Source organism: Paraburkholderia dioscoreae (genome assembly GCF_902459535.1).
GTDB lineage: Bacteria > Pseudomonadota > Gammaproteobacteria > Burkholderiales > Burkholderiaceae > Paraburkholderia > Paraburkholderia dioscoreae.
Genome location: NZ_LR699554.1, coordinates 462,984 through 484,159, shown reverse-complemented (window position 1 = coordinate 484,159; position 21,176 = coordinate 462,984). Strand labels below are relative to the sequence as shown.

The 21,176-nt window shown below is 62.9% G+C and carries 15 protein-coding genes and 1 pseudogene; 11 read left to right on the top strand and 5 right to left on the bottom strand.

Features of this window, described 5'->3' with window-relative positions; translation table 11 throughout:
* Positions 1 to 15: 15 nt before the first annotated feature.
* From PDMSB3_RS22320 to PDMSB3_RS22310, 3 genes are all read right to left on the bottom strand, one after another.
* Positions 16 to 1,374 carry an MFS transporter gene (locus PDMSB3_RS22320; RefSeq protein ID WP_007176122.1) on the bottom strand — a complete coding sequence of 453 codons (1,359 nt, stop codon included), beginning with the start codon at positions 1,372 to 1,374 and terminating at the stop codon, positions 16 to 18.
* Complete coding sequence (locus PDMSB3_RS22315) at positions 1,371 to 2,447, bottom strand: hypothetical protein (RefSeq protein WP_007176121.1); 1,077 nt, start codon at positions 2,445 to 2,447, stop codon at positions 1,371 to 1,373. Before PDMSB3_RS22315 ends, PDMSB3_RS22320 begins: the two co-directional genes overlap by 4 nt.
* An 86-nt stretch (positions 2,448 to 2,533) precedes the next feature.
* Entirely contained in the window at positions 2,534 to 3,586 is a 1,053-nt protein-coding gene (locus tag PDMSB3_RS22310; protein WP_007176120.1) for a porin, read from the bottom strand.
* A 177-nt stretch (positions 3,587 to 3,763) separates the two neighbouring features.
* On the opposite strand from PDMSB3_RS22310, the gene PDMSB3_RS22305 reads away from it, so the two are divergent.
* From PDMSB3_RS22305 to PDMSB3_RS22270, 8 genes are all read left to right on the top strand, one after another.
* On the top strand, positions 3,764 to 4,666 hold the full coding sequence (locus PDMSB3_RS22305; RefSeq protein WP_007176119.1) for a LysR family transcriptional regulator: 903 nt from the start codon (positions 3,764 to 3,766) through the stop codon (positions 4,664 to 4,666).
* Positions 4,667 to 4,757: 91 nt separating this feature from the next.
* Positions 4,758 to 6,275, top strand: a complete 1,518-nt coding sequence (locus PDMSB3_RS22300) for an ATPase domain-containing protein (protein ID WP_007176118.1) — start codon at positions 4,758 to 4,760, stop codon at positions 6,273 to 6,275.
* Positions 6,276 to 6,279: 4 nt separating this feature from the next.
* Positions 6,280 to 7,938 carry an ATP-binding protein gene (locus PDMSB3_RS22295; RefSeq protein ID WP_007176117.1) on the top strand — a complete coding sequence of 553 codons (1,659 nt, stop codon included), beginning with the start codon at positions 6,280 to 6,282 and terminating at the stop codon, positions 7,936 to 7,938.
* Between the two features lie 85 nt (positions 7,939 to 8,023).
* Positions 8,024 to 8,632: a MarR family winged helix-turn-helix transcriptional regulator gene (locus PDMSB3_RS22290; RefSeq protein WP_007176116.1), complete on the top strand. Its 609-nt coding sequence runs from the start codon at positions 8,024 to 8,026 to the stop codon at positions 8,630 to 8,632.
* 6 nt (positions 8,633 to 8,638) lie between these two features.
* Positions 8,639 to 10,741, top strand: coding sequence for an FUSC family protein (locus PDMSB3_RS22285; protein WP_007176115.1), 2,103 nt, complete (start codon positions 8,639 to 8,641; stop codon positions 10,739 to 10,741).
* Between the two features lie 55 nt (positions 10,742 to 10,796).
* Positions 10,797 to 11,006 carry a DUF1656 domain-containing protein gene (locus PDMSB3_RS22280; protein ID WP_007176114.1) on the top strand — a complete coding sequence of 70 codons (210 nt, stop codon included), beginning with the start codon at positions 10,797 to 10,799 and terminating at the stop codon, positions 11,004 to 11,006.
* Positions 11,003 to 12,031, top strand: coding sequence for an efflux RND transporter periplasmic adaptor subunit (locus tag PDMSB3_RS22275; RefSeq protein WP_165187733.1), 1,029 nt, complete (start codon positions 11,003 to 11,005; stop codon positions 12,029 to 12,031). Before PDMSB3_RS22280 ends, PDMSB3_RS22275 begins: the two co-directional genes overlap by 4 nt.
* A complete protein-coding gene (locus tag PDMSB3_RS22270) occupies positions 12,028 to 13,557 on the top strand; it encodes an efflux transporter outer membrane subunit (protein WP_007176112.1) in 1,530 nt (509 codons plus the stop codon). Before PDMSB3_RS22275 ends, PDMSB3_RS22270 begins: the two co-directional genes overlap by 4 nt.
* Before the next feature lie 352 nt (positions 13,558 to 13,909).
* Here the strand turns inward: PDMSB3_RS22270 and PDMSB3_RS22265 are convergent, their stop codons facing one another.
* Both PDMSB3_RS22265 and PDMSB3_RS22260 read right to left on the bottom strand, forming a co-directional pair.
* On the bottom strand, positions 13,910 to 14,371 hold the full coding sequence (locus tag PDMSB3_RS22265; protein ID WP_007176110.1) for a (2Fe-2S)-binding protein: 462 nt from the start codon (positions 14,369 to 14,371) through the stop codon (positions 13,910 to 13,912).
* 51 nt (positions 14,372 to 14,422) lie between these two features.
* The gene (locus tag PDMSB3_RS22260) at positions 14,423 to 16,693 is read right to left on the bottom strand and encodes a xanthine dehydrogenase family protein molybdopterin-binding subunit (protein WP_165187731.1); all 2,271 of its coding nucleotides are present in this window, start codon (positions 16,691 to 16,693) and stop codon (positions 14,423 to 14,425) included.
* 684 nt (positions 16,694 to 17,377) lie between these two features.
* Between PDMSB3_RS22260 and PDMSB3_RS37925 the strand changes: the two are divergent.
* The 3 genes and pseudogenes from PDMSB3_RS37925 to PDMSB3_RS22245 all read left to right on the top strand — a co-directional run.
* Positions 17,378 to 18,607 (top strand): annotated as a pseudogene (locus PDMSB3_RS37925) (S8 family serine peptidase); the annotation flags it as partial.
* Between the two features lie 102 nt (positions 18,608 to 18,709).
* Complete coding sequence (locus PDMSB3_RS22250; RefSeq protein ID WP_232064417.1) at positions 18,710 to 19,255, top strand: pre-peptidase C-terminal domain-containing protein; 546 nt, start codon at positions 18,710 to 18,712, stop codon at positions 19,253 to 19,255.
* Positions 19,256 to 19,271: 16 nt separating this feature from the next.
* Complete coding sequence (locus PDMSB3_RS22245) at positions 19,272 to 21,164, top strand: tetratricopeptide repeat protein (protein WP_165187725.1); 1,893 nt, start codon at positions 19,272 to 19,274, stop codon at positions 21,162 to 21,164.
* Positions 21,165 to 21,176 lie beyond the last annotated feature (12 nt).

The window sequence follows — 21,176 nt, the reverse complement described above, 5'->3', positions numbered from 1 at the left end:
TACGCTCGTGGTTGATCAATGAGTGGCGGGCCTCGCCGCCGCGCCGCCCGAGATGCGTCCGGCGCGCGTGAAGTACACCATCGCGAGCGACACGAAGCCGGCAAAAATCAGGTAAAACGCCGGCGTGAGGCTGCTGCCGGTCACGCGGGTCAAGCCGGTAATGGTGAGCGGCGCCATGCCGCCGAACAGCGTCACTGCGATGTTGTACGACAGCGCCACGCCCGCCGAGCGGCTGCGCACCGGGAACAAGGTTGCGAGCATGCCGGGATGCGCACCGGACATTGCGGCGAGGAACACTGTCGCGATCATCTGCGCGATGAACAGATGCCCCGGCGTCGGATTCGTCACGACGAAGTGATAGAGCGGGTACACGCAGACCATCCACGCGATCACGATCGGATAGAACAGTTTGTACGCGCCGTAACGATCGGCAAGCTTGCCCGACAGCGGAAACAGAAACAGATTGAGCACGCCTGACACGAATGCGCCGAGCAACGCGGTAGAAAGCGGCAGATGCAATTGCCGTTCGACATAGACCGACAGATAAGAGTGCCACACATAATTGGTCGCTGCGCCGATTATGATCACGCCCATTGCGCAGATCGCCGCATCGCCGTTATCGCGGAAGAACTGGCGGATCGTTACGCGCGGCGGCTTGTCCTTGTGATCGAGCAGGCGCTCGAACTCCGGCGACTCGGCCACGCGATGCCGGATATAGAAGCCGAACGGCCCCGCCAACGCGCCGAACAGAAACGGCAGACGCCAGCCCCACGCCACCAGTTGCTCATGCGTGAGCTGCGTGGTCAGCAGATAGCCGACCCCGGACGACAACAGCAACGCGAACGCCTGCGCCGACATGTTGAAGCTGCCATAGAACATCTTCTTGTGCGGCGGCGCATACTCGACCAGCATCGCCGAGGCGGTCGCGAACTGTCCGCCCACGGAGAGCCCTTGCAGCAGGCGCGCGAGCACCACCAGTAACGGCGCCGCGATGCCGATGCTCGCATAACCCGGCGTGAGGCCCATCAGCAGCGTGCTGGCCGCCATTGAAATGATCAGCAGCGAGAGCGCTTTGCGGCGCCCTGCCCGGTCCGCGTAAATGCCCAGCAGAATGCCGCCGATCGGCCGTACGATGAAACCCACCGCGAACGTGGCGAGCGTCAGCATGATCGACACGAAACCGCCGCCGCCTGGAAAGAACACTTGCGCGATGATCTTCGCGAAGTAGCCATAGATCAGAAAGTCGAACCACTCGAGTCCATTGCCGAGCACGGAGGCGAAGATCGCGCGCCGTACCATTGCCGGACTCAATGCGTTCGACGCAACGGCGCCTGACGCCGCACCATCACGCTGATTCAAGATTGCTTCGCTCATTGTTCGCATCCCTGAGTGTCGAACATCGCCGCCAGCGCGCATACCGACGTCAGCATGCGCGAGCCGTTGTGCCCCACGCCCGGCACGATATGAAAGCGCTGCTTCAGACCATCCGGATGACGTGACCGGATATACCGGTAGTACGCCTCGGCACGCGCGACGCGTTGCGGCCCTTGCGCTTCGGCCGCGCAGGTTTTGTCGAGCGCGTTCTGCTGCGGATCGTCGTCCGCGCCGCCCACGAGGTAGTCGATCCGGCGTGCCGCGTAGGTCGCCTCCAGTTGCGCGGGCGTGCGGTCGCCGAGATAGGGCGGCCGGTTGTCCATGCCGTATTTCCATTGATTGAAGTCGGGACATTGCGCGGCATCGAACGGCGCGGCAACGCCTTGCGCGTTGGGCCGTTGCGCATCGAAATACGCATAGGTGGACGGACTCGCCACCACGTAACGCACGTCGATGCCCTCGTCAGTCAGCGCGGCAATGTTGCGCCCCGCCACGGCGTAGCGCTGCACGACTTGCCCGCCGCCCGAATGCCCGGCGAACACAACGTGCCGGAGATTCGGAAACAGCTTGCGATCGGCAAGACGCGCGACGATCGCGTCCAGCACTTCGTATGAACTGATCGGCAGCGGCGACTGCGCCGCTTCGCCGCCCATCCACGCGTCGCCGGTCCAGCGCAGCAGATCGGCGGGTTCGTCATGCACGCGCGTGTCGAGCGTCGCGAGGAACTGCGGCGCGATCAACAAAGTGGCGTCGGGGTCCGCGTGGGCTGCATCGCGGGCCTTCTGCGCAGTGCGAAAGTACACGTCCGCATTGCGCAGTTTGCCGTGAATCACAATCACCGCACGCGTTACTTGCGGCTGCGCGACGTTCCAATCTTTCGACAGATAAAGCGGAAACTCCGCGTGCCCTTGCGGCGTGTCGAGCGTGAAGCGCGTATCCGAAACCGTCGCCACCGGTTTCAGATGCGGCTCGTAAGCGTGGACCGCGAGCGCAGGTTGCGCGAGCGTCATCAGCAGTGCAGCGCCAGTTGCTGCGCACAGCACGGCGAGACGTCGCGAAAGATTGAAAGTCATGCAGCTTGCTCCTGATCACCGTGTACTGTGCTGAACGCGGCGCATCGTCAAATCCGTCGTTGAAGAACCCGAATGAACCCGAATGCTCAGAACCGATGCCGGATACCGAGCGTCACGCCAGTCTGGTTCGGACCGAACGCGGTATCGCTCGTCACGCCGACGGGCGTGTACTCGTCGTTGGCGTAGTGCGTGGCCGCGGCATACGCGACGGTTGCGTACACATCGGTCCGCTTCGACAGAATATAGTCCGCTCCCAGCACGCCCATCAACGAGTTCGACACGTTGTCCGCCTTGTTGCTCTGGTAGTACGCGGCAGCCGTCACGCGGAAATCCGGCGCGATCAGATAACGCACACCGCCGAACCACAACGCCGACGACACCGACTTGCCCTTGGTCGGGTTGTACAAATAGTGCTCATAGCCGCCCATGATCGTGACGTTGCCGAGCTGCTCGCGCGCCGAGGCGCTCCAGTTGCGCGACTTGGTCCACATGCCTGTCGAGTTGATCGCGCCGTTGCGGTAGTCGTAGGCCACGGCCGTGGCGAAGCTGCCGGTATCGTAGTCGAGCGCGCCGCCGTACGCGGCGCTGCTCTGAAACGAATCCGCCGAGCCGCCGAAGCTGTAATCCGCCGTCGCTGTCAAACCACCGAAGCGGCCTACATACTTCACCGAGTTGTTCACGCGCGCCTTGAACGAAAAGCCATCCACGGAACCGGTGGTCGGCATCCACGTGTATTGCTGGCCGAACACCATCGGGTCGTATTTGATCAGCGTGTCGTACATCGCCGTGTACTGCAAGCCCGCCGACAGCGCACCGTACGCGTTAGAAAGCCCCACCGCCGCCGTGCGATTGAACAGCACGCCGGCGCTCGCATTGGTGCCGTCGTTGCCGTTGAAGCCCGCTTCGAGAATGAAGAACGCTTTATTGCCGCCGCCGAGATCTTCGGCGCCGCGAAAACCGAAGCGCGAATTGCTCAAGCCGCCGGAATTCTCGCGAACCAGCGAGCCGCCGCTAGCGCCAGCATGGTTGAGAAACTCGAGGTTGGTGTCGATCACACCGTATAACGTGACCGATGCCTGAGCATGCGCGCCCGCGCAACTCACCACGGCCAAAGCGGCCACCGCGCATTGTTTTTTCACTGACGTCTCCTGTCGACCAGAGTCGGGTTTTGTTTTATTTCGCGTTCATTTCCGCGCGATGGACGAGATCGTAGGATCGGCCGTGGTAAATGTAAAATACCTGTTTTCTGCACAATCCATATTTATTGAATATGGCAATGAACCGACCTTCGAACCCCATCCAGGAGACGAAACATCATGGAGCTACGCCATCTGCGTTACTTTCTGGCGGTCGCCGAAGAAGGCCAGTTCACGCGAGCGGCTGAGCGGCTGGCCATGCAACAGCCCCCGCTTTCACAGCAGATTCGAATGCTGGAAGAAGAGATCGGCTTCGAGCTCTTCGTGCGCATGCCGCGCGGCGTCACCCTGACGCCGGCCGGGCAGGCCTTTGCGGAAGATGCGCAACGCCTGCTGCAGGATCTGCAGCAGGCGGTAGAAAAGGCGAGCCGAATTGCGCGCGGCGAACTGGGCACGATTTCGATCGGGCTGACGAGCTCCGCTGCATTTCATCCGTTCACGACCGAGGCGATCCGCGCGTTTCGCGCGGTGTGTCCCGAGGTTGCCGTTGAGCTTGCCGAACTCAATGCGGCGGAGATCATCGAGCGCCTGGCCGCGGGCCAGATTCAGGCGGCGTTTCTGCGCAAGCCGGTTGAAGCGCGGGAAGGCGTGGCCTTCGAGCTGCTGCTCGACGAGCCGATGGTCGTGGTGTTGCCGGTCGGCCATCCCTTGCTCAAAGGCAGGAAGCGGCCACAAGTGCCCCTCAAAGCGCTAGCGCACGAAGACTTCATTCTGGTCCGCCGTCCAGGCGCGCCCGGCATGTATGCCGATATCCTCGCGGCGTGCCGCCAGGCCGGCTTCGTTCCGCGAATCGCACGGGAAGTGCCGCGCATGGTGTCGGGCATCAACCTCGTTGCGGCGGGTCTCGGCGTGACGCTGGTGCCCGCTTCCATGCAACGCTATGACCAGGTGGGCACCGTGTACTGCACGCTTGCCAACCCCTCGAAACTGAGCGCGCCGCTGCATCTGGCCTATCCCGCGGCGTTGCACAACAGCGCGGCCACGCGCTTTATCCAGCTCGTGACGGCGCGCGCCGGCACGTAGCGTCGGCGCGCGCGGGCACGCAAATTGCACCCTCCTCGTACCGGCTGAAAAATCATCAGCTTTTCATTGACGCCAAACGCCCCACCACGCCATGTCAAACAGACACGACGCCGACACACCGGCCCGCCTGTCCTCAGGAATCGAGGGAATCGACGACATCCTGGGAGGCGGTCTCACACCGCACCGCATGTACCTCGTGGAAGGCGCGCCCGGTACAGGTAAAACTACCCTGGCCTTGCAGTTCTTACTCAAGGGTGTCGAAGAAGGCCAAGGCGGCTTGTATATCACGCTGTCCGAAACCCGCTCAGAGTTGATCGCGGTAGCCGAAAGTCATGGCTGGGACATCAGCCGGTTCACGGTTCTGGAGCTGCTTTCCGACGAAGGCCTCGACCCGCAATACGAGCAGACCGTCTTGCACCCGGCCGAAGTTGAACTCGGCGAGACGGTGCGCAACGTGATCCAGCAGGTCGAGGAACTCAAGCCCGCTCGCATCGTGCTCGACAGCCTCTCTGAATTGAGGCTGCTGTCGCAGAACCCGCTGCGCTACCGCCGGCAGATTCTCGCGCTCAAGCGTTATTTCGCCACCCGCGAATGCACCGTGCTGCTGCTCGACGACAATTCGTCCGACCCCGGCGACGTGCAGTTGCACAGCATCGCGCACGGCGTGATCAGCCTCGACAACCTCGTGCACGACTATGGCGGCAACCGCCGCCGCGCACGCGTCGCCAAGATGCGCGGCATCAAGTTCCGCGAGGGCTACCACGACTTCACGCTCGACACCGGCGGCATCCACGTCTATCCGCGCCTCGTCGCGGCCGAGCATCACACCAACTTCAACGCCGAGGTGGTGAGCACCGGCACGGCGGGACTCGACGCGCTGCTCGGCGGCGGACTGATCCCCGGCACCAACGCGCTGATGATCGGCCCCTCGGGTGTGGGCAAGACCACCACGGTGGTGTCATGCCTGATCGCGGCGCTCGAACGCGGCGAGCGTTGCGTCTACTACGTGTTCGACGAGACCCTCACCACGCTGACGATCCGTTGTGCGACGCTCGGCATGTATCTCGCGCCGCACGTCGAGAGCGGTTTGCTGACGCTGCGCCAGATCGATCCGGCGGAGATATCCCCGGGCGAGTTCGCCAGCGACGTGCGCCGGTCGGTCGAAAAGAAGGGCGCCCGGTACGTTGCGATCGACAGCCTGAACGCCTATCTCCAGGCCATGCCCGGCGAGCGCTATCTGCTGCTGCAAATGCACGAGCTGCTCGGCTATCTCAACCAGCAAGGCGTCGTCACGATGCTCGTGCTGGGGCAGCACGGCATTATCGGCGAGGTGCAGAACGATATCGACATCAGCTATCTGAGCGACGTGGTCGTGCTGTTCCGCTATTTCGAACACCACGGCGAAGTGCTCACCGCCGTGACCGCCGTGAAGAGCCGCGCCAATGCCCACGAACGCTCGATCCGCCAGTTCCGTCTAGCCAGCGGCGGCGTGGAAGTGGGCGACGCGCTGCGCGACTTCGAAGGCGTACTCTCCGGACTGCCGGCTTATCGTGGCAGCACTGCCCTGCTCGGGGCGACGAACCGCGTCATCGAAACGCCCGGGAAGTGAGGTCATGGAGCAACGCGTTCTTATCCTGGCGCCGTTTGGCCGCGACGCCGATGTGATCGCAGAAGTGCTGCGCAAAGACGACCGCATGTGCGTGGCATGCCGCGATGCCGACGCGCTCACCGCCGCGCTGGATGAGGGCGCCGGCGCCGCGTTGATCGCCGAGGAAGCGCTGGCAGGCGGCCATGCGGTGCGCCTGTTCGACTGGCTCGAGCAGCAGCCGGCATGGTCCGACTTCCCGTTCACGCTGCTTGCCGCCCCACGCGTCGGACATCGCTCGGAGCGCGGGCTGGAAGTGCTCGAACGGCTCGGCAACGTGGTCGTGCTCGAACGTCCGCTGAATTCGGAAACGCTGCGGCGCGCGGTGGCTTCGTCACTACGGGCACGGGCGCGGCAATACGAGTCGCGCCGCCATCTTGCCGAGCGGATCCAGGCGCAGGACGCGCTCGTGCAACTGAACGACTCGCTGGAGAGCCGCATTGCAGAGCGCACCCACGAACTTGCTTCCGCCAACAACCGGCTGATGATGGAGATTCACGAGCGCGCCAAAGTGCAGGCCGTGCTGGTGCAATCGCAGAAAATGGAAGCGCTCGGGCAACTCACCGGCGGCATAGCGCACGACTTCAACAATCTGTTGAACGTCATCATGGTCAACGCGGAGTTGATCGCTCGCGTAAGCAGCGACGAGCGCCTTCGCGGCATGGCCGCCACCGTCAAACGCGCGACCGAACGCGGCGCGAAACTGACGGGACAATTGCTTACTTTCTCGCGCAACAGCAACCTCGATCTGAAAGCGGTGGACGTGGTGACGTTGCTGCAAGGCATGCGCGACATCATCACAGTGTCGCTCGGTTCCGGCATTCGCTACACCAACGAATTCGGCGGCGACGAGTTGTGGACCGAGGCCGACGCCAATCAGCTCGAACTGGCCATTCTCAATCTCGCCATCAACGCGCGCGACGCCATGCCGGCCGGCGGCCAGCTCGGCATTCGCGTGAAAGAGCGCGAAGCGCCGGATCAGACTCTCGAAGGCGGCCCCTATGTGGTGATCGAAGTCGCCGATACCGGTTCGGGTGTGCCGCCCGAAGTCGTGTCGCGCGTGTTCGATCCGTTCTTCACCACCAAGCCGATCGGCAAGGGAACGGGACTCGGCTTGAGCCAGGTCTACGGCATCGCGACGCAAGCCGGCGGCACCGCGCGTCTGTTCAGCGAGGAAGGCGCGGGCACCACCGTCGAGATCTGGCTACCGTTGCGCGAACGCGTGGCGCCGCAAGCCGAAGCGACGTCGAATGCGGAAGCGAACGCGGTCGGCGAAAAGCGGGTGCTGGTGGTTGAAGACGACGGCGAGGTGCGCGCCATGCTCGTCGAGTCGCTAAGAATGCTCGGCTACACCGTGACCGAGGCCGCCGACGGACGCGCCGGACTGAACCGCTTGCAGGACGACAAGCCGGACCTGCTGATGGTGGACTTCGCCATGCCCGGCATGAACGGAATCGACGTGATCGCCGAGGCGCGCAAACTGCGCGAGGATCTACCGGTGATCCTCGCGACGGGTTATGCGGACGTGGATATTTCCGGGCTGGCGGTGAAGCGCTGCACGATTCTGCGCAAACCTTTCCAGCTCGATGACCTCGCGCGCACGGTACGGCTTGGGCTCGCCGCGTAAGCGCGGCTTGACGGATAACCCCGGCGTCACAAAAACTTCAATTCAATAGGTTGCTAACGAAGTTTTTGGAAATACAATAGCGGCCATGCCGAATCTCGATACCTTGCGCCGCACCGTCAGCAGCACGCTGGTCGTCGCTGCCCGAAAATGGCGGCGCACGAGCCACGGCGTGCTCGCCGCCTTCAATGTCTCCGAGGCATGCGCCACGCCGCTGCTGACCGCCAGCCGGCTCGGCTCGGCCGTGCGCCAGGTCACGTTAGCCGATCACATTGGAATCGAAGGGCCGTCGCTCGTGCGGCTGCTCGATCAATTGTGCGCGGCGGGCCTGATGCGCCGCGACGAGGATCCCGAAGACCGGCGTGCGAAAACCGTGGTGCTCACCGAAGAAGGCCGGGCCGTCACCGCAAAAATGGAAGAGGAACTGGTCACGCTGCGCGCGCAGGCATTGAAAGACGTCTCGCGCAGCGATCTGGAAGCGACCTTGCGCGTGCTGGCCGCTTTCACGGGGGAGGCCACCGAACCGGCCGCTCAGAACAGCGAGCCAGACGGCGAAGAACGTAGCCGACCCAATCAACGCGCCGCAGGCGAACCGGCGCAGGGCGGCGGCCCACTCCGCCAGGCAGCCAAAGAGAACAAGTCGAACAAAGGCAAAGCGGACCCCGCCGCGCCGCACGAGACCGGCGATCCGGCGTAACGGTTTATGGTCTACCCTTCCCTTCGCGACTGGTTGTTCTCGGTCAAGACTTTTGCCGCGGCGATGATCGCGCTCTACATCGGTCTCGCGCTCGAACTGCCGCGCCCGTATTGGGCGATGGCGACCGTCTACATCGTGTCGAATCCGTTCGTCGGCGCGACCCGCTCCAAGGCGCTGTACCGTGCGCTCGGCACCATGCTCGGCGCCTCGGCCGCGGTGCTGCTGGTGCCGCCCTTCGTCGAATCGCCGTATCTGTTCAGCGTGATCGTGGCGCTCTGGACCGGTACGCTGCTGTATCTGGCGGTGTCCGACCGCACCGCGCGCAGCTACGTGTTCCTGCTGGCCGGCTATACGATGCCGATCATCGCGCTGCCTTCGGTGACCAACCCAACCGGCGTGTTCGATCTTGCGGTCAGCCGTACCGAGGAGATCACGCTTGGCATCGTGTGCGCGAGCATTGTCGGCAGCGTGCTGTTTCCGAGCCGGCTTGCGCCCACCATCATCGAGCGGACCGACGCATGGTTTCGCGACGCCGCGTTCTATGCGACGGAAACGCTGTCCGGCCGCATTGCCGGCTCGGCGGTATCGGGTGCCCGGCAGCGACTCGCGGCCACCATTAACGGTCTGGAACTGCTGCTGAGCCAGCTTGCCTACGATCACACGCGGCCCGACGTGCTGGCGCGCGCGCATGAGTTGCGCGGGCGCATGCAGTTGCTGCTGCCGATCATGTCGGCGCTGGCCGATCCGCTGATCGCGCTCTACAACAGCAGCCGCCAGACATGGCCTGAAGGTCTGGAAAGCCTGCTCGCCGATCTCATCAAGTGGTTCAATGAGCCGATGCCCGCCGTGAGCGAAGGCTATCATCCCGACCCGACGGCCGACGCGTTGCGCGAGCGCATCGCGGCGCTGCAGCCGCCGCCGTCCGCGCTAGCCAGTTGGGACGGCGCGCTGCTTTCGAACGCGTTGTGGCGGATGAAGCAGGTGATCGACGTCTGGCAGGACTGCCGCGCGCTGCGCATCATCATCACGCGCGAAGAAGGTTCGTGGCGCCCGCGCTTTCGCCATTGGCGGCTGGGCGGCACCGAGCGCTTCTACGATCACGGCATCATGCTGTTCTCGACCGGTTCGGCCGCGGCCGCCGTGGTTCTCGCGTGCAGTCTGTGGATCGGCTCGGGCTGGAACGACGGTGCCAGCGCGGTGACGCTCGCGGCCGTGGCATGCTGTTTCTTCGCGGCGCTCGACGAGCCCGCGCCGTTCGTGTTCCGCTTCTTCGTGGCGACCGCGATCAGCGTGGTGGCGGCGGGCGTCTACCTGTTCGTCGTGCTGCCGCACGTGCATGACTTTCCCATGCTGGTCGTCATGTTCGCCGCGCCGTTCATCTTCGTCGGCACGCTGATTCCGCGCCCGCAGTTCAACCTGGCCACCGTGCTGGTCGCCGTGAACACGGCCACCTTCATCAGCATCCAAGACGCTTACGACGCCAACTTTTTCGTGTTTCTGAACAGCAATCTCGCGGGCCTCGCCGGGCTGCTCTACGCGTACGTGTGGACTCGCGTGACGCGGCCGTTCGGCGCCGAACTCGCGGCGGCCCGACTGTTGCGTTCGAGCTGGGCCGACGTGGCGCTCACGGCGTCGACACGGCCGATCGAAGATCCGCGCAATCTCGCCGCGCGCATGGTCGACCGGCTGATGCAGTTGATCCCGCGCCTCGCCGCTACCGACGACCATCGCCATCCGTCGATCGAGAGCTTTCGCGATCTGCGCATTGCCTTCAACGCGCTCGATCTGCGCCGCCTGACCCGCAAGCTGGGTGGCGAAGCGCCGGCCGCGATCGAACACGTGCTCGACGACGTGCGTCAATACTACGAAAACTGTGTTGCGCGCCGCAAGCGCGAGCCGGTGCCGGACAGCCTGATGTCGTCGATCGACGCCGCCGTGGCGCGCGTAACGGCACAGGGGCTCGCCAACGCCGGCGCGCCGAGCGCGACCTCGCAAACGTCGGCGCGCCAGTTGCGTGACGCGCTGCACGCGCTGGTCGGCTTGCGTCTTTCGCTGTTTCCGGCCACGTTGATAATACCGACGCCGCCCGAGCCGGAGGCTGCCGCCTGATGCCCGCCGTTCGCCGCCGGTTTCCGGCCGTCTCCACCTCTTTCCACTCTCCGCGATGATCGGTGAAATCGATATCTTCGGCGTGTTCGTGCCGGCCGTGCTCGTGCTGATGTTGATCGCGTATCTGATCAACCTGGCGATCCGCACGGTGCTTGCGCGCGTCGGCTTTTACCGCTTCGTCTGGCATCGCTCCATCTTCGATCTCGGCATCTATGTGCTGGTGCTGGGCCTTGTCGTTGTCGTTTCGCACAGACTAATAACGTGAAAAAAACCTGGTTCTCCGTCGGGCAGATTCTGCTCACCCTGATCGTCGTCGTGGCCGCGGCTCTCGTGCTGTGGAAGCTGGTCGACTACTACATGTTCGCCCCGTGGACTCGCGACGGACACGTGCGCGCCGACGTGATCCAGGTCGCGCCAGACATCTCGGGGCTGATCTCGTCGGTCGAAGTGGTGGACAACCAGCAGGTCAGGCGGGGCCAGGTGCTGTTCGTGATCGATCAGGCTCGCTATACGCTCGCGCTGCGCCAGGCTCAGGCCACCGCGCAACAACGCCGCGCCACGCTCGATCAGGCACGTCGCGAAGACGCGCGCAACCGCAAGCTCGGCAACCTGGTCGCTGCAGAGGTGTCCGAAGAAAGCCGCTCGCGCGTCGAACAGGGCGAAGCCGCGCTTGCTGATGCAAACGTTGCGATCGATACCGCGAAGCTGAATCTGCAACGCGCCACGATCGTGAGTCCGGTGGACGGTTATCTGAACGACCGCGCGCCGCGCGCCGGCGAATTCGTCGCGGCGGGGCGGGCGGTGGTCTCGGTGGTGGACATGCATTCGTTCCGCGTGGACGGTTATTTCGAGGAGACCAAGCTGCGCGGCATCGGCATCGGCCAACCGGTGGATATCAAGGTGATGGGCGAGCCGGACGTGTTGCGCGGACACGTGCAGAGCATTGTCGCCGGTATCGAGGATCGCGACCGCTCGCAGGGCACGAACCTGCTGCCGAACGTGAATCCGGCATTCAGTTGGGTGCGGCTCGCGCAACGGATTCCCGTGCGTGTGGCGCTCGACGAAGTGCCCGCCGATTTCCGCATGATCGCGGGACGCACCGCGACGGTGTCGGTGCGCGATCTTGCGCTGGCGGGTAAGAAGCGTCCGGATGCGGGTGCCTCGGGCGCGGTGGGTGCGTCGGGGGCTTCGGCTTCGGCTTCGGCTTCAACCTTGGCTACGTCCACGGTTCCGGCCGCCTCTGCTGCGCAGCCGGCCTCGGCCACGGTCATCTCGGGCGCTTCGCAATGAAGCTGTCGCGCGCCCTGCCCTTATTGCCGCTGCTGCCGCTATTGCCGTTGGCTGTCGCGCTCGACGGCTGCATGAACGTCGGTCCCAACTATGCGCTGCCGCAACAGGCGCTCGTCAACGCGCCGCTGGCCAATACGCCGATCGAAGGCGCCGACGCGGCCCTGACGACCGGCCGCAACGTGCCGCCCGTATGGTGGAAGCTGTACGACGATCCGGTGCTGAACGGACTCGTCGACGAGGCGCTGCAATCGAACACCGACTTGCGCGTCGCGGCGGCGAACCTCGCGCGCTCGCGCGAAGCGCTCGGCGTCGCGCAAGCGCAAGGTGGTTTCTCCGGCAAGACTTCGGCGCTGATCGAACGCGCGCAGGAATCCGCCGAGCAATACCTGCTCACCGAGAAACTGCCGGTCGTCAACGAAGGCGACATCGGCATCAGCGTCTCGTATGAAATCGATCTGTTCGGCAAGCTGCGGCGCGGCGTGGAAGCGGCGCAGGCAGACAGCGAGTCCGTGCAGGCCGCGGCCGATCTCGCGCGGATCACCGTGGTGGCGGACGTGGTGCGCTCATACGTCGAGCAATGTTCGGCAGCCGATGAGCTCAGAATCGCGCAACAGTCGCTCGCTCTGCAGAAGCAGCGCGTGGACGTCTCGCGCCGCCTGCGTGACGCGGGGCGCGGCAATCAGCCCGACGTGACGCGCGGGCAGACCCAGGTCGATACGCTGTCGGCGGATATTCCGCGCTATACGGCACGCCGCAAGATCGCCCAGTACCGGCTCGCCGCGCTGCTCGCCCGCGCGCCATCCGACTTGCCGCCGGCCGTGCTCGCGTGCGACACGCTGCCGCAAATCCGCCAGCCGATTCCGATCGGCGACGGCGCCGCGCTGCTCAAGCGCCGCCCGGATGTGCGCGAAGCCGAGCGTCAACTGGCGGCGTCCACGGCGCGCATTGGCGTGGCCACCGGCGCGCTGTATCCGACGGTAAGCATCGGCGCCTCGGCAGGCTTGACCGGGATCCTCGAAGACCTGGGCACCTCGCCCACGGCGCGTTGGGGCTTCGGTCCGCTGATCAGCTGGACCTTCCCGGCGAACGGCGCGCGCGGCCGGGTGCGCGAGGCGCAGGCGTCGAGCCAGGTAGCCTTGGCGAAGTTCGATGGCGTGGTGCTGACCGCGTTGCGCGAGACCGAAACCAGTCTGGCAACTTATGCGTCGGACTACGCCCGCGCCGACGCTTTGCGCGCCGCCGTGAAGTCGGCGGCCGCGTCGGCGGATGAAACGCATCGGCTGTATCTCGCAGGGCGTGAGTCGTTTATCTCGGATCTGGATGCGACGCGCACGCTCACCTCGACGAAATCTCAGGCGGCCGCCGCCGAAGGCCAGGTGGCGATCGATCAGGTCAACCTGTTCCTGGCGCTGGGCGGCGGGTGGGAGATGGATCCGCAGAATGCGTCCGGCAGTGCGGCGCCCGCAGCCGCAGTGCCGGTCAAAGCGGCGCCGGCGCCCGCAGCGGCTTCCGCAAAAGTGCCTTGACGCGGCCTCTGATTTTGAGCGTCTGAAGCGAGCTTCTGGTCGAGGCTCGCTTACCAGGCCACTTGCGGGGCCGCCACCGCAAGGGCACGCGCTCGTGCCCTATCCGTACGATCTAATGTTTCGCCCAAAAGCTTACGAATTATTTTTATTATCTTTCTTTTGCCTTTCATTCGAGTTAAATTCGTGCCATCGACCATTCATTACGGGGATACGTATGTCGCAATTCATGAAAGGCGCGGCTGCGCTGGGCGGATGCATTGGCATTTTCACAGCGGTCGTTGCCGTGGTGGAAATGCTGGCAGGTTGAACCCTCGCGCGGCGGCCTCCTGTTAACGCGGAAAGGTCGGCAGCGCTATGCTGGCCGACGCTTTGCGGCCGCCTGGTGAATCGCCGCCCGGACCCGTGGATACGTGCCGCAACGGCACACGATATGGCACATTGCCGCGTCGATGTCCGCGTCGGTGGGTCTGGGATTGTGCTTGAGCAGCGCGCAAGCCGCCATGAGTTGCGCGCTCTGGCAATAGCCGCACTGCACCACGTCGAGATCGATCCACGCTGCCTTCAGTGCCTGTGCTTCAGGGCCCTGCAAGCCTTCAATGGTCGTGATCTTCTGCGTGTGCAGGCTCGACATGAGCGTCTGGCACGCGAAGTTCGCTTCGCCATCCACATGAATCAGGCACGCGCCACAAATCCCCAAACCGCAGCCGAACTTGGTGCCCGTCATGCCAAGCTCGCAACGCAGCACCCACAGAAGCGGCATGTCGGGGTCGGCCTGCACCGCCACCGCCCGGCCGTTGATGTTCAGTGATCCCATCGCCCGTCTCCTTTAGTTTCTTCATTCCTGCGTTTTCGGATTCGCTGCGCTTCACGCAAGCTTCAACGGCAGTGAGCGCAAGCGCTGGCCCGTCAACGCGAACACGGCATTCGCCACCGCCGGCGCAACCGGCGGCACGCCCGGCTCGCCCACGCCCTGCGGATGCATCTGGCTCGGCATGATGTCCGTGTCGATCACCGGGCAATCGTTGATCCGCACGACCGGGAAATCCACAAAGTTCTTTTGCTGCACCTGACCGTTGACGAGGGTGATTTCGTCCTGCAACGCGGTGGAGAGACCGAACACGATCGCGCTTTCCATCTGCTGACGGATCAGATTCGGATTGACCGGCATGCCGCAATCGATCACGCAGACCACCCGATGCACGCGAATCCCCTTATCCGGCCCGATCGACACCTCCGCCACCTGCGCGACCACACTGCCGAACGCCTCGTGCAACGCAACGCCACGCGCGCGCAGCGCGCCGTCGGCGGCATGCGTCAACGAATGCCCCCAGTCCGACAAAGCCGCCACGCGCCTTAACACCGCCAGATGTCGCGGATGCTGCGCGAGCAGCGCGGCGCGAAACGCAATCGGATCCTGGCCGGCGGCCACCGCGAGTTCATCGGTGAAACCCTCGGTGAAAAACGCCTGATGCGAATGACCCACCGAGCGCCAGAAGCCCACCGGCACCGGCAACTCGACAATCTTGTGCGCCACGCGCGCGGCGGGCCATTCGTACGGCTGATCGAAGGCGCCTTCGCAGGTGGTCTTGTCGATTGGAATGCGCGGCACGCCGTAATAGCGCGCGAGGGATTCCGGCACGATCGCCTGACTTGCCGACGTGGCCTGCCACGCCACCAGTTTGCCGTCGTTGTCGAAACCGGCCTTCAGCCGCGACACGCACGCGGGACGATAGAAATCGTGAGTGAAGTCCTGAGCCCGCGACCAGATGGTTTGCACCGGACGGCCGCCGCCTTCGCGTGCAATCGCCGCCGCCTGGGCGATGAAATCGAGTTCCAGGCGCCGCCCGAACGCGCCGCCTAACAGAAGCGTTTGCACGTCGACCTTGTCGGTGTCGAGATCCAGCACCTTCGCCACGTGATGCCGCGCGAGCGCGGGCATTTGCGTGGAGACCCAGACCGTGGCCGAGCCGTCCGTGACCTGCACGGTGCAGTTGGGCGGCTCGACCGCGCCGTGCGCGAGATACGGCGCGCGATATTCGGCGCTGACGGTGCGCGCCGCGCGGCTCAACGCGGCGTCTACGTCGCCCAGATGGTAGTAGGCGTGGCCGTCGCCATCGTCCAGTGCTTGCGCGAGGCGGCGGTCCACGTCTGCGTTCGACAGCTTCGCCGCCGGGCCGTCATGCCAGTCCACGGCCACGGCGGTGACCGCGTTCATCGCGCGAAACGGGTTGTCTGCGATCACCGCGACGCCACCCGTGCCGCCGTTATACGGCGCAACGGCGAAGGCCTTGATGAAGCCCGGCATTTTCCCGGCGGCCGTTGCGTCGAACCTGGCGACCGAACCGCCCAGCGTCGGGCACATGACGACACTCGCATAGAGCAGGCCGTCGGGAAGCGCGTCGATACCGAAGCGTACCGTGCCGTTGATCTTCGACGCCGCTTCGATACGGCGTACCGGTTTGCCGATCAGCTTGAAGTCGGCGGGATCTTTCAACGCCACCTGGCGCGGCAGCGGTTGCTGAGCGGCCATTGACGACAATTCGCCGAAGCTTGCCTTATGCCCGGACGGATGCAGCACCTGGCCGCCTTCAGCGCGGCATTCACCGGCCGGCACTTTCCATTGCGCGGCCGCTGCGCCGATCAGCATGGCGCGGGCGGAAGCGCCGGCTTCGCGCATCGGCGTCCAGAGATCGTTGATGCTCGATGAGCCGCCCGTCATCATCGTGCCGGCCTCGCGCACCACCTTGCGGGTCATCCAGACGGTGGCGCGCTTGATGGCGCTGTCGTCGTCGGGGCGAAACGGCAGGTCGTCGATGATGTTCTGCACGCTGTTGTAGATCCTGTCGATGGGCGAGTCTTCGACCCGCACTTGCGACCAGTCGGCGTCGAGTTCTTCGGCGAGCAGCATGGCGAGGCCCGTGTGGATGCCCTGGCCCATTTCCGCCTTGCACATCATGATCGTCACGCTGTTGTCGGCGGAGATCTTGACCCAGCCGTTGAGCGCCACCTGTGTGCCTTGCGCCGGCAGCGGCATGGACGTGGTCAAACGCTGCCCCGGCGGCAGCACCGACCACCCGACCAGCAGCGCGCCGACAGCACCGGCGCCGCCAAGCAGGAAGGTTCTGCGCTTTAACATGACATGGCTCGATCAGCTCGCACGCTGGCTGTGAAGCTATGAAAGCGCGGTCGGCGCCTTGGCGTTGTTCCTCGGAATAGTAATAAGACGGGGGAGCCGATGTGAGACTTAAATGCGTGCGCTCAAGTCGGGACGGCGCGGGGCGGGAGATGCGGGGGAGCGTGGGAATGGGGGGAAGTCGCGGGGTGTTTCATTAAATGCGGTGGGGACGGCTTGCCAGGGACGGTTTGTTGGCACGGCAGGAGATGTCGCAATTGGCGCGTCGCCATTCCTGACATCGAAGGTAGATTTTCGCTCACATAAAGCAGCGCTTTCCAGCGCCTCTCATTTTTACAAACGAATACCTTCGTATTACGAATGGGTATCGGTGTTCGTGCGTTTTCCAAACGTAAGCACGAGCGATCACGAGAGATCTGGGAGATATAAAAATTGAAAAAAGAGAGAGCGGAAACCGGAAAGGTCGGCCTTCAACACGCAGTTATCCGAGCGGATTCGATCCGGTCAAGGATATCAATAGGCCGCTTCGCTGCCAGCGTTGCAAACGTCACGCTAGCGCTGGCTTTGGCGGCGTGTAGTGGGAATGGCGCGAGCGACACCGCCTCCCAATCCGCACCGACGGCCCGGGATGCGGATGAAGTGGCCGCTGCAGCGGGCGCCGCAGCTTCCAGTACGGTTCCGCTCGCAATGTCGTTGAAGATGAATACAACTGGCATTACATCGGACTCTCAGACGGACCGTTTCATCATTAAATACAAAACTGGCTCTGCTGAACGCGGTTCTTCCTCGGCGGTGCAGTCAAGACTTGACAAGCTTGCAAGCACTTTCCCAGCAAGAGCGCATCATTTGCGTCGGATGGGCATCGGCGCGGATGTGGTGACGACTGAGCGCAAACTGTCCAGCACGCAAGCGAAAGCATTCATGCGCGCCATCGCAGCCGATCCGAACGTGCAATATGTTGAGCCCGACATTACAGTTTCAGGTGGCGCTGTACCCAATGATCCGTACTTTAACGATCAATGGGGTCTTCTTTCAAATCTTGACCTTGGGCAACCCTACGCGGGTATCCGCGTGGCGAATGCATGGAACACCGGAACCGGCGCGGGCGTGACTATCGCGCTCGTGGACAATGGCGTAACAAGCCATAGCGACCTGAATGCGAACATAGCTCCCGGTGGATCGGATTTTACATTTCTTCCAGGGCCGGGTGATGGCACAAACCCTGGCCGCACAATCGAAAATCCGAACTGCCAGGTAACCTGGCATGGCACTCACGTTGCCGGTATTTTGAGCGCGGTGGCAAACAATGGCCTCGGCGTCGCAGGCGTCGCACCGTCGGCGAAAGTGCTTTCAGTCCGCGCGCTGAGTGCCTGTAACTTCGGCACAATGTCCAGCGTCGTGGAAGCTATGGTGTGGGCCGCGGGCGGATCTGTTCCGGGCTTTCCCATCAACCCTCGTCCTGCAAAGGTCATCAACGCGAGCCTCGGCTCGTCTGGCCAATGTTCGCAGACGTATCAGGATGCCATAGACACTGTGAACGGTTTGGGCGCTACGGTTGTAGTAGCCGCCATGAACGATAACGATGACGCATCGAACACCTAACCTGCCAACTGTCATGGCGTTATCGCTGTCGGTAACACGCAACGCGACGGTTCGCGAGGCTACCTGTCCAACTACGGGCCGACGGTCGACATTTCCGCTCCTGGAACCGACATCTTATCGACCTATAACGATGGAACTTCGGCGGTGGGCAGCGAAAGTTATGCCGCTTTCAGCGGCACTTCCATGGCCGCGCCGATGGTTAGCGGCGTCGCTGCTCTCATACAGTCAGTCGCACCAAAGCCACTAAGCATTGCAGAGACGCGCACACTAATCACGCAGCACGCCCAACCATTCCCGAAACAGCCGGATCATCCTCTGGGTTCAGGCATTCTCGATGCAACGGCGACAGTTGCGGCGGCGAAGGCCGGCCAGATTCCAGCAACGGCAGATTTCAAATGTTCGCAGGCTGTGGCCGGGATGCTGGTTACTTGCGCAGACCTGTCGACCGCGAGAGGTTTTGCATCGATCAAGTCATGGGCGTGGAACTTCGGGTCGAGTAACTCGGTTGAAGTGGTAAACACGCAATCAGTGAACCCGACCTACGACTACGAACATCCGGGCATTTACAACATCACATTGACGACGACCGACAGCACGGGAGCAGTTAGCAGGGTAACCCGCCCCTTTAACGTAGTCGCCCCTGAATCAACTGATTTGAGTTTCGACGTCAACATCACGATCGCTGCGAAAGCAAATGTCATGAAATTTTTCAAGCTGGACGTCCCCGCTGGCGCGCGGATCCTGAGAGTAGCTCTCTCGAACAGATCCAGTCTTGAATCGGGAACGATGTATCTCAGGGCCGGTTCGCCCACTACGGTAAACGCGCCTTGCGTGAGAGCATTCGCTTCAGGCAGTGGCGCCCAATGCATCATGTCAAGCCCGGCAGCAGGCACTTATTACGTCACAGTGAGCCCAAATACAAATCTCAACGACGGCGTGCTTTACGCCACCTATACACCTTGAGGCTTGTGTTGGCGAAATGCATCTGCATCGCTCTTACGCCGCGCAGATGCACAACTTCACGCATAAGCGAAGCTGGTTATCTTTGAAAATGCCTGACGCCACCGCCCATCATTCCTACGTCGTCGACATCGACGCCCTGATTGCTCGCGCGGACGCCGACTATTCCGCCTTACGCATGAGGGATGCGGAAAGCGGCTATCAACGCGCATTGGCCCTAAGCCCGCTCAACGTCCATGCCCTGCATCGTATGGGACTGGTGTGCGTGCACCTGAAAAAAATCGCCGAAGCAGATACTTATCTGGAGCGTGCTCTAAACGCCGATCCGGCACGTGCCGATCTGTGGGAACACGCGGGCCTGATTGCCGCGATGAAGGGCGAATACATACGTTCGGAAGCCTTCTACCGTCGTGCGCTCGGCCTCTCTGGAAGCACCGCGACGTTGCATCGCAATCTCGCGGATTGCCTGCGACTGAGCGGCCGCCTTGCTGATGCGAAAGTGCAATACAAAAAGGCTCTCTCCATAGAGCCGGACCTTCATCATGCGATACGTGCCATCGCGCGTTTGAGTGCCGAACTCGGGGAAACCGATGACGCCGCCGATTATTGGCTATCTGCCTGGGCGCTCGACTCATCTTCCCTGCAAGACGAGTTCGATCTGATCCATGCGCTAGCCAAAGCCAATCGAACGGTGCGGGTAAACGAAGCGGTCGCACAGATCAGCAAACGGGAAGCGGACAATCCTGAAGCATTGCAGGCGCTGTGTCTCGCGCTATACAGAGTGGACAGCTTCGCCAACATGCTGAATGTCGCCCGCCAGGCAATCAGGATGGATCCGCAACGCGTCGCGCTGCACCACTATGCCGCCCATGCCCTGAGCGTACGCGGCAGAGTTGCAGAAGCGTTGGTCTACAGCAGCGAAGCGGTACAGCTCGCGCCCGACGATCCAGTCATGCAGTGTCAGCTTGCATGCCTCGAACTGAGTCAGGGCGACTTCAAGAGCGGATGGGCACGTCGCAATATGACTTACGCCATGCCGCTCGCGCATGCCACGTTGGTTTTTCCAGATTTTCCGGTGTGGAACGGCGAACCGGTTTCCGGGTCTAGTTTCCTGCTCGTCGGCGAGCAAGGACGTGGTGACGAAATCCAGTTCATCCGGTTTGCCGAGTGGCTGCATCAGCAAGGCGCAGTTGTCGATGTACTGGTCAGCCAACCTGTCGCCAGAATTGCGGCCAGCATGACCGGCGTACGATCGGTTTTTACAAAATTACCGGCCGGTCCTTACGACTATTGGAGCCATATGCTAAGGATGCCGGAGCATATGAAGCTCGACCTGCCAATGCTCCCTGTTGCCATGCCATACATCTCGGCATCGCCGCTTCATATTGACCAATGGCGGTCAAGGATCGATGCAGCTTCACCGTCAACTGCGTATAAGAAAACCGCGAGAATCGGCGTAGTGTGGGCAGGCGGCGCCCACACTGCTCTGGATCGATTCCGGTCGATTAGTATAGAAGCGCTGAAACCTCTATTGGAGCATCCGGGGACGACATGGTTTTCATTACAGAAAGGCGAGCATGAACGCGACAGCGAACATCTGGCGGGCAAGTTCGATTTGCACACGCTCGGACCAGTCATCGAAGACTTCGCCGATACGCTCGCCATACTTGAAACGCTCGACCTGCTCATCACCGTTGATACGGCCGTCGCACATCTTGCCGGCGCGGCGAACCTTCCTGTCTGGGTACTCTTGCCCGCGTATTCGGAGTTGCGCTGGCTGACCGGCAGAACAGATAGCCCCTGGTATCCATCAATGCGGCTATTCCGCCAGCGCGAACTCGGAGAGTGGAACACCGTTGTCGAAGAAATGAGGGAGGCTCTGACGGATTGGTGCCGTACCGGATCGATATAGCCGCCGCGCCTC